Source organism: Kitasatospora sp. NEAU-CNBT7 (assembly GCF_057220535.1).
In genome coordinates, this window is record NZ_JBXQQB010000008.1 from 105,918 (window position 1) to 114,927 (window position 9,010).

At 68.6% G+C, this 9,010-nt stretch carries 4 protein-coding genes; all 4 read left to right on the top strand.

The genetic code is table 11. From position 1 onward, the window contains the following. The first annotated feature begins 47 nt into the window (after nt 1–47). The gene (rpoB, locus tag AC2TEW_RS13495) at nt 48–3,524 is read left to right on the top strand and encodes a DNA-directed RNA polymerase subunit beta (RefSeq protein WP_033822211.1); all 3,477 of its coding nucleotides are present in this window, start codon (nt 48–50) and stop codon (nt 3,522–3,524) included. A 101-nt stretch (nt 3,525–3,625) separates the two neighbouring features. After that, a complete protein-coding gene (locus tag AC2TEW_RS13500) occupies nt 3,626–7,519 on the top strand; it encodes a DNA-directed RNA polymerase subunit beta' (RefSeq protein WP_484623602.1) in 3,894 nt (1,297 codons plus the stop codon). Nucleotides 7,520–7,706: 187 nt separating this feature from the next. Further along, nucleotides 7,707–8,381 (top strand): DUF4097 family beta strand repeat-containing protein, encoded by a 675-nt coding sequence (locus AC2TEW_RS13505; RefSeq protein ID WP_484623603.1) that lies wholly within the window; start codon nt 7,707–7,709, stop codon nt 8,379–8,381. 56 nt (nt 8,382–8,437) lie between these two features. Beyond that, a partial coding sequence (locus AC2TEW_RS13510) for a DUF7134 domain-containing protein (RefSeq protein WP_484623604.1) occupies nt 8,438–9,010 on the top strand: 573 nt, incomplete at its 3' end.

A 9,010-nucleotide genomic window follows, 5' to 3' on the forward strand; every position in this document is an offset into this window, starting at 1 on the left:
GCCGGTATGCGCGTAGTGAGCTCCGAGCCCTCGGAAGGACCCCCCTCTTGGCCGCGCCGCGCAACGCCTCGAACAATTCCGCCGCATCCACCGCCCCGCTCCGCGTCTCGTTCGCGAAGATCAAGGAGCCTCTTGAGGTCCCGAACCTCCTGGCCCTGCAGACCGAGAGCTTTGACTGGCTGCTCGGCAATGCGGCCTGGAAGTCCCGGGTCGAGGCGGCCCTGGACAGTGGTCAGGACGTCCCGACCAAGTCCGGTCTGGAGGAGATCTTCGAGGAGATCTCTCCGATCGAGGACTTCTCCGGTTCGATGTCGCTGACCTTCCGCGACCACCGTTTCGAGCCGCCGAAGAACTCCATCGACGAGTGCAAGGACCGCGACTTCACCTACGCGGCCCCGCTCTTCGTCACCGCCGAGTTCACCAACAACGAGACCGGTGAGATCAAGTCCCAGACGGTCTTCATGGGCGACTTCCCGCTCATGACCAACAAGGGCACGTTCATCATCAACGGCACCGAGCGTGTCGTCGTGTCCCAGCTGGTGCGCTCTCCCGGCGTCTACTTCGACTCCAGCCTGGACAAGGTGTCCGACAAGGACATCTTCTCCTGCAAGGTCATCCCCTCGCGTGGTGCCTGGCTGGAGATGGAGATCGACAAGCGCGACATGGTCGGTGTCCGCATCGACCGCAAGCGCAAGCAGTCGGTCACCGTTCTGCTCAAGGCCCTCGGCTGGACCAACGAGATGATTCTCGAGGAGTTCGGCGAGTACGAGTCGATGCGCGCCACCCTGGAGAAGGACCACACCCAGGGCCAGGACGACGCGCTGCTGGACATCTACCGCAAGCTGCGTCCGGGCGAGCCGCCGACGCGTGAGGCCGCCCAGACCCTGCTGGAGAACCTCTACTTCAACCCGAAGCGCTACGACCTCGCGAAGGTCGGCCGCTACAAGGTCAACCGCAAGCTCGGCAACGCGGAGTCGCTGGACTCCGGCGTGCTCACCGAGCCCGACATCATCGGTGCGATCAAGTACCTGGTGAAGCTGCACGCGGGCGAGGTCGAGTGGCGGGACGAGGACGGTCGCGACATCGTCATCGAGGTCGATGACATCGACCACTTCGGCAACCGTCGCCTGCGCAACGTCGGCGAGCTGATCCAGAACCAGGTCCGTACGGGTCTCGCCCGTATGGAGCGCGTCGTGCGCGAGCGCATGACCACCCAGGACGTCGAGGCGATCACGCCGCAGACCCTGATCAACATCCGGCCGGTCGTCGCCTCCATCAAGGAGTTCTTCGGCACCAGCCAGCTGTCGCAGTTCATGGACCAGACCAACCCGCTGTCGGGCCTGACCCACAAGCGCCGTCTGTCCGCCCTCGGCCCCGGTGGTCTGTCCCGTGAGCGGGCCGGCTTCGAGGTCCGAGACGTGCACCCGTCGCACTACGGCCGCATGTGTCCGATCGAGACCCCCGAAGGCCCGAACATCGGTCTGATCGGCTCGCTCGCCTCCTACGGCCGGGTCAACGCGTTCGGTTTCATCGAGACCCCGTACCGCAAGGTGATCGACGGTGTCGTCACCGAGCAGGTCGACTACCTCACCGCCGACGAGGAGGACCGCTTCGTCATCGCGCAGGCCAACGCCCCGCTGACGGACGACCTCCACTTCGCCGAGCCCCGCGTGCTGGTCCGCCGCCGCGGCGGCGAGATCGACTACATCCCGGGCACCGAGATCGACTACATGGACGTCTCGCCGCGCCAGATGGTGTCGGTCGCGACCGCCATGATCCCGTTCCTCGAGCACGACGACGCCAACCGCGCGCTCATGGGCTCCAACATGATGCGCCAGGCGGTGCCGCTGCTGAAGAGCGAGGCCCCGCTGGTCGGCACCGGCATGGAGTACCGCTGCGCGGTCGACGCCGCCGACGTGATCACCGCCGAGAAGTCGGGCGTGGTCCAGGAGGTCTCGGCCGACTACGTCACCGTGGCCAACGACGACGGCACCTACACCACGTACCGGGCCGCCAAGTTCACCCGCTCCAACCAGGGCACCGCCTTCAACCAGAAGGTGCTCGTGGACGAGGGCTCCCGGGTCGAGGTCAACCAGGTGCTGGCCGACGGCCCCTGCACCGACGAGGGCGAGATGGCCCTCGGCAAGAACCTGCTCGTGGCGTTCATGTCCTGGGAGGGTCACAACTACGAGGACGCGATCATCCTGTCGCAGCGCCTCGTGCAGGACGACGTCCTCTCCTCGATCCACATCGAGGAGCACGAGGTCGACGCCCGTGACACCAAGCTGGGCCCCGAGGAGATCACCCGGGACATCCCGAACGTCTCCGAGGAGGTCCTCGCCGACCTCGACGAGCGCGGCATCATCCGGATCGGCGCCGACGTCGTCACCGGCGACATCCTGGTCGGCAAGGTCACGCCCAAGGGTGAGACCGAGCTGACCCCGGAGGAGCGCCTGCTCCGCGCGATCTTCGGCGAGAAGGCCCGTGAGGTCCGCGACACCTCGCTGAAGGTGCCGCACGGTGAGTCCGGCAAGGTCATCGGCGTCCGCGTCTTCGACCGCGAGGAGGGCGACGAGCTCCCGCCCGGCGTCAACCAGCTGGTCCGGGTCTACGTGGCCCAGAAGCGCAAGATCACCAACGGTGACAAGCTGGCCGGCCGCCACGGCAACAAGGGTGTCATCTCCAAGATCCTGCCGGTCGAGGACATGCCGTTCCTCGCCGACGGCACCCCGGTCGACATCATCCTCAACCCGCTGGGTGTCCCGTCCCGAATGAACCCGGGACAGGTCCTGGAGATCCACCTCGGGTGGCTCGCCAAGCAGGGCTGGGACGTCTCCGGCCTCGCCGACGAGTGGGCCAAGCGCCTGCAGGCGATCGGCGCCGACAACGTGGAGGGCGGCACCAACCTCGCCACCCCCGTCTTCGACGGCGCCCGCGAGGACGAGATCACCGGCATGCTGGACCACACCACGCTCACCCGCGACGGTGACCGCCTGGTGAACTCCACCGGCAAGGCCCGGCTCTTCGACGGCCGCTCCGGCGAGCCGTTCCCGATGCCGGTCTCGGTCGGCTACATGTACATCCTCAAGCTGCACCACCTGGTCGACGACAAGCTGCACGCCCGTTCGACCGGCCCGTACTCCATGATCACCCAGCAGCCGCTCGGTGGTAAGGCGCAGTTCGGTGGTCAGCGCTTCGGTGAGATGGAGGTGTGGGCCCTCGAGGCGTACGGCGCCGCGTACGCCCTGCAGGAGCTGCTCACCATCAAGTCCGACGACGTCCTCGGCCGCGTGAAGGTCTACGAGGCCATCGTCAAGGGCGAGAACATCCCCGAGCCCGGCATTCCCGAGTCCTTCAAGGTGCTCATCAAGGAAATGCAGTCGCTCTGCCTCAACGTGGAGGTGCTGTCCTCGGACGGCCAGTCCATCGAGATGCGGGACTCCGACGAGGACGTGTTCCGCGCCGCGGAGGAGCTCGGTATTGACCTGTCCCGGCGCGAGCCGAGCAGCGTCGAAGAGGTCTGACGGAGGCCGGGCCGGCTGCCCCACACGGCAGCCGGCCCGCCCCCAGGCCCCCCTCAGACCACAGACAAACTCTCGAATTACGAAAGAGGGCTTGACGACCAGTGCTTGACGTCAACTTCTTCGACGAGCTCCGCATCGGCCTGGCCACCGCCGACGACATCCGCCAGTGGTCCCACGGCGAGGTCAAGAAGCCGGAGACCATCAACTACCGCACGCTGAAGCCGGAAAAGGACGGCCTTTTCTGCGAGAAGATCTTCGGTCCCACCCGGGACTGGGAGTGCTACTGCGGTAAGTACAAGCGTGTCCGCTTCAAGGGCATCATCTGCGAGCGCTGCGGCGTCGAGGTGACCCGCGCCAAGGTGCGCCGTGAGCGGATGGGCCACATCGAGCTGGCCGCCCCGGTCACCCACATCTGGTACTTCAAGGGTGTCCCGTCCCGCCTGGGCTACCTGCTGGACCTGGCGCCGAAGGACCTCGAGAAGGTCATCTACTTCGCCGCCTACATGATCACCTGGGTGGACGACGAGCGCCGCCAGCGCGACCTGCCGTCCCTCGAGGCGCACATCTCGGTCGAGCGCCAGCAGATCGAGAACCGCCGCGACGCCGACCTGGAAGGCCGGGCCAAGAAGGCCGAGACCGACCTGGCCGAGCTCGAGGCCGAGGGCGCCAAGGCCGACGTGCGCCGCAAGGTGCGCGAGGGCGCCGAGCGCGAGATGAAGCAGCTGCGCGACCGCGCCCAGCGCGAGCTGGACCGCCTCGACGAGGTGTGGGCCCGCTTCAAGAACCTCAAGGTCCAGGACCTGGAGGGCGACGAGCTGCTCTACCGCGAGCTGCGCGACCGCTTCGGCACCTACTTCTCCGGCTCGATGGGCGCCGCGGCGCTCAAGGACCGCCTGGAGAGCTTCGACCTCGCCGAGGAGGCCGAGCGCCTCCGCGAGATCATCCGCACCGGCAAGGGCCAGAAGAAGACCCGTGCGCTCAAGCGCCTCAAGGTCGTCTCCGCGTTCCTGCAGACCAGCAACAAGCCCAAGGGCATGGTGCTCGACTGCGTCCCGGTCATCCCGCCGGACCTGCGTCCGATGGTGCAGCTGGACGGTGGCCGCTTCGCGACCTCCGACCTGAACGACCTGTACCGCCGCGTGATCAACCGCAACAACCGCCTGAAGCGGCTTCTCGACCTCGGCGCGCCCGAGATCATCGTGAACAACGAGAAGCGCATGCTCCAGGAGGCCGTCGACGCGCTCTTCGACAACGGCCGTCGTGGCCGCCCGGTGACGGGCCCCGGCAACCGTCCGCTGAAGTCGCTGTCCGACATGCTCAAGGGCAAGCAGGGTCGTTTCCGTCAGAACCTGCTCGGCAAGCGCGTCGACTACTCGGCCCGTTCGGTCATCGTCGTCGGCCCGCAGCTCAAGCTGCACCAGTGCGGTCTGCCCAAGGCCATGGCGCTGGAGCTCTTCAAGCCGTTCGTGATGAAGCGCCTGGTCGACCTGAACCACGCGCAGAACATCAAGTCGGCCAAGCGCATGGTCGAGCGCGCCCGCCCGGTGGTGTGGGACGTCCTCGAAGAGGTCATCGCCGAGCACCCGGTGCTGCTGAACCGTGCGCCCACCCTGCACCGCCTCGGCATCCAGGCCTTCGAGCCGCAGCTGGTCGAGGGCAAGGCCATCCAGATCCACCCGCTCGTCTGCACCGCGTTCAACGCGGACTTCGACGGTGACCAGATGGCCGTCCACCTGCCCCTGTCCGCAGAGGCGCAGGCCGAGGCCCGCATCCTGATGCTGTCCTCGAACAACATCCTGAAGCCGGCCGACGGTCGCCCCGTCACCATGCCGACCCAGGACATGGTGCTCGGTCTGTTCTTCCTCACCTCGGACCGTGAGGAGGTGAAGGGCGGTGGCCGCTCCTTCTCCTCCACCGCCGAGGCGATCATGGCCTTCGACGCCCGCGAGCTGGACGTCCAGGCCCCGATCGACCTGCGCCTGCCGGCCGGCACCGTGCCGCCGCGCGGCTGGACCGTGCCGGTGGACGAGGACGGTCAGCCGGCCTGGTTCGAGGGCGAGTCCTTCCGCCTGCAGACCACCCTCGGCCGCGCGCTCTTCAACGAGCTGCTGCCGGAGAACTACCCGTTCGTCGACTACGAGGTGGGCAAGAAGCAGCTCTCCGCGATCGTCAACGACCTGGCCGAGCGCTACCCCAAGGTCGTCGTCGCCGCGACGCTGGACAACCTGAAGGCGGCCGGTTTCCACTGGTCGACCCGCTCGGGTGTCACCGTCTCGATCTCGGACGTCATCGTCCCGCCGAGCAAGCCCCAGATCCTCGAGGGCTACGAGGCGCAGGCCGAGAAGGTCCAGAAGCAGTACGAGCGCGGTCTGATCACCAACGACGAGCGCAAGAGCGAGCTCATCGGCATCTGGACCCGCGCGACCAACGAGGTCGCCGAGGCCATGTCCGCGAACTTCCCGAAGACCAACCCCATCTTCATGATGGTGGACTCGGGTGCCCGTGGAAACATGATGCAGATGCGTCAGATCGCCGGTATGCGTGGTCTGGTGTCGAACGCCAAGAACGAGACCATCCCGCGTCCCATCAAGGCCTCGTTCCGTGAGGGCCTGTCCGTGCTGGAGTACTTCATCTCCACCCACGGTGCCCGTAAGGGTCTGGCCGACACCGCCCTGCGTACCGCCGACTCCGGCTACCTCACCCGTCGTCTGGTCGACGTCTCCCAGGACGTCATCATTCGCGAGGAGGACTGCGGCACCGAGCGCGGCCTCAAGCTGCCGATCGGTTCCGTGGGTGCGGACGGCGTCCTGCGCAAGGCCGACGACGTCGAGACCAGCGTCTACGCCCGCATGCTGGCCGAGGACATCACGGTGGACGGCAAGCTCCTCGCCACCGCCAACACCGACCTCGGTGACGTGCTGATCGACGAGCTGATCCGGCACAACATCGCCGAGGTCAAGACCCGCTCGATCCTCACCTGTGAGTCCGCGGTCGGCACCTGCGCCATGTGCTACGGCCGTTCGCTGGCCACCGGCAAGCTGGTCGACATCGGTGAGGCGGTCGGCATCATCGCCGCCCAGTCCATCGGTGAGCCCGGTACCCAGCTGACCATGCGTACCTTCCACACCGGTGGTGTGGCCGGTGACGACATCACCCAGGGTCTGCCGCGTGTCGTCGAGCTCTTCGAGGCGCGTACCCCGAAGGGTGTCGCCCCGGTCTCCGAGGCCGACGGCCGGGTCCGCATCGAGGACACCGAGAAGACCCGCAAGATCGTCGTCACCCCCGACGACGGCACCGACGAGATCGCCTACCCGATCTCGAAGCGCATCAAGCTGCTGGTCAGCGAGGGCGAGGCGGTCTCCGTCGGCCAGAAGCTGACGGCCGGCACGATGAACCCGCACGACGTCCTGCGCATCATGGGCCAGCGTGCCGTCCAGATCCACCTGGTGGCCGAGGTCCAGAAGGTCTACAACTCGCAGGGTGTGTCGATCCACGACAAGCACATCGAGATCATCATCCGGCAGATGCTCCGCCGCGTGACGATCATCGAGTCGGGCGACGCCGAGCTGCTCCCGGGCGAGCTCGTCGAGCGCGGCCGCTTCGAGACCGAGAACCGTCGCGTGGTCTCCGAGGGCGGTCACCCCGCCTCCGGCCGTCCGCAGCTGATGGGTATCACCAAGGCCTCGCTGGCCACCGAGTCCTGGCTGTCGGCCGCCTCCTTCCAGGAGACGACCCGGGTGCTCACCGACGCGGCGATCCACGCCAAGTCGGACCCGCTGCTGGGCCTCAAGGAGAACGTCATCCTCGGTAAGCTCATCCCGGCCGGTACGGGTCTGCCCCGCTACCGCAACATCCGGGTCGAGCCGACCGAGGAGGCCAAGGCCGCGATGTACTCGGCCGTCGGCTACGACGACTACGACCTGTCGCCCTTCGGCGCCGGCTCCGGCCAGGCGGTCCCGCTGGACGACTACGACTACGGCCCGTACACCGGCTGAGGTCGCGGTACCTGATCGCAGGGCGGTCACCCCACACGGGGTGGCCGCCCTGCGGCGTTCCCGGGCCCGTCCCCCGTGCGGGGGAGGCGGGAAGACCGCTCGGACGGGTGATCCGGCGCGGGGCCCGGACCGGCAGGCTGGGGGTGTCGGGTCGGGGTGGCCGAGCCGGGGAACGGGGGAGTCCGTGATGAAGCGTGCGCTGCTGTACGGGGTGGTGACGGCCGCGGTGGTCGGGGGGATGTCGGGGTGCTTCCTGGAGGACGACGAGCACCGGGACGTGGCGTACTCCGTCGCGGAGCCGGTCCGGGTGCTGGTGATCGAGGGGCACACCGGGGACATCCGGGTGGTCGGCGGCGCCGGCGGCGTCCAGGTCACCGAGCACCGGTCGTACCGGGACCGGGAGCCGGAGGCGACCCACGCGCTCGCCGACGGCACCCTGACCCTCGGCTACCACTGCCCGGACGGCGGCTGCGCGGTCGGCTACGAGGTGCGGGTGCCCGCCGGGACCGAGGTCCGGGTGGTCAACTCCACCGGCGGGGTGCGGCTGGCCGGGCTCACCGCGGCCGTCGACGCCGAGACCTCGACCGGTTCGATCGAGGCCGAGGCGCTGGCCGGACCGCACGTGCGGCTGAGCACCGACACCGGCGACGTGCGGGCGCAGTTCGCGGCCGACCCGACCGGCGTCGAGGCGCGGTCCGACACCGGCAGCGTCAGCGTCAAGGTGCCCGGGGGCGAGGAGTACGCGGTGACCGCCGCCACCGGGACGGGCCGCGTCCGCGTCTCGGTGCCCCGCCGGGACGCGGCGCCGCGGACCATCACGGCGCACACCGGCACCGGTGACGTCACGGTCGCCGGTGCCTGAGCCCGCCCGGGTAGGGCATGATCGTCCCGGGTCGGCCCACGGGGGGAGTGGCTGAGGTGAACGGAGACGTCCGGGAGCGGGCGGCGCGGCTGCGCGGCCGGCTCGGCGCGGTCCTCGCCCGGTGGGGCGCCGGGCCCGGCGGGGCGAGCCCGTACCTGCTCGACGGCTTCCTCGCGCTGGCCGCGGCCGCGATCGCGGTCTGGGCGGTGGTCTACGACGACAAGAACTGGCCGGCGTGGGTCTACCTGCTGGTGCTGGCGGCCGCGGCGCCACTGCCGTGGCGGCGCCGGGCGCCGTTCACGGTCTGGCTGGTGGTCGGGGTCCTCTCGCTGGTGCAGTCGATCGTCGCGCACTCGGTGGCCCCGCAGATCCCGCTGCACACCGTGCTGGTCACGTACACCGTCGCCGATCGCGGCCGGGACTGGCAGCGCTGGCTGATCCTGGCGATCCTGGTGCCCGCCAACATCCTCGGCACCCACTCGCCCAACGGAATGCTGTTCAGCCTGCTGACCTCGGTCGGCTCGTTCATCGTCGGCTCGCTGGTGCGCGAGCTGCGCGGGCGGGCCGCGTCGGCCGCCGAACGGGCGCACCAGACGGGGATGAGGGCGGCGGCCGACGCGGCCCGCGCG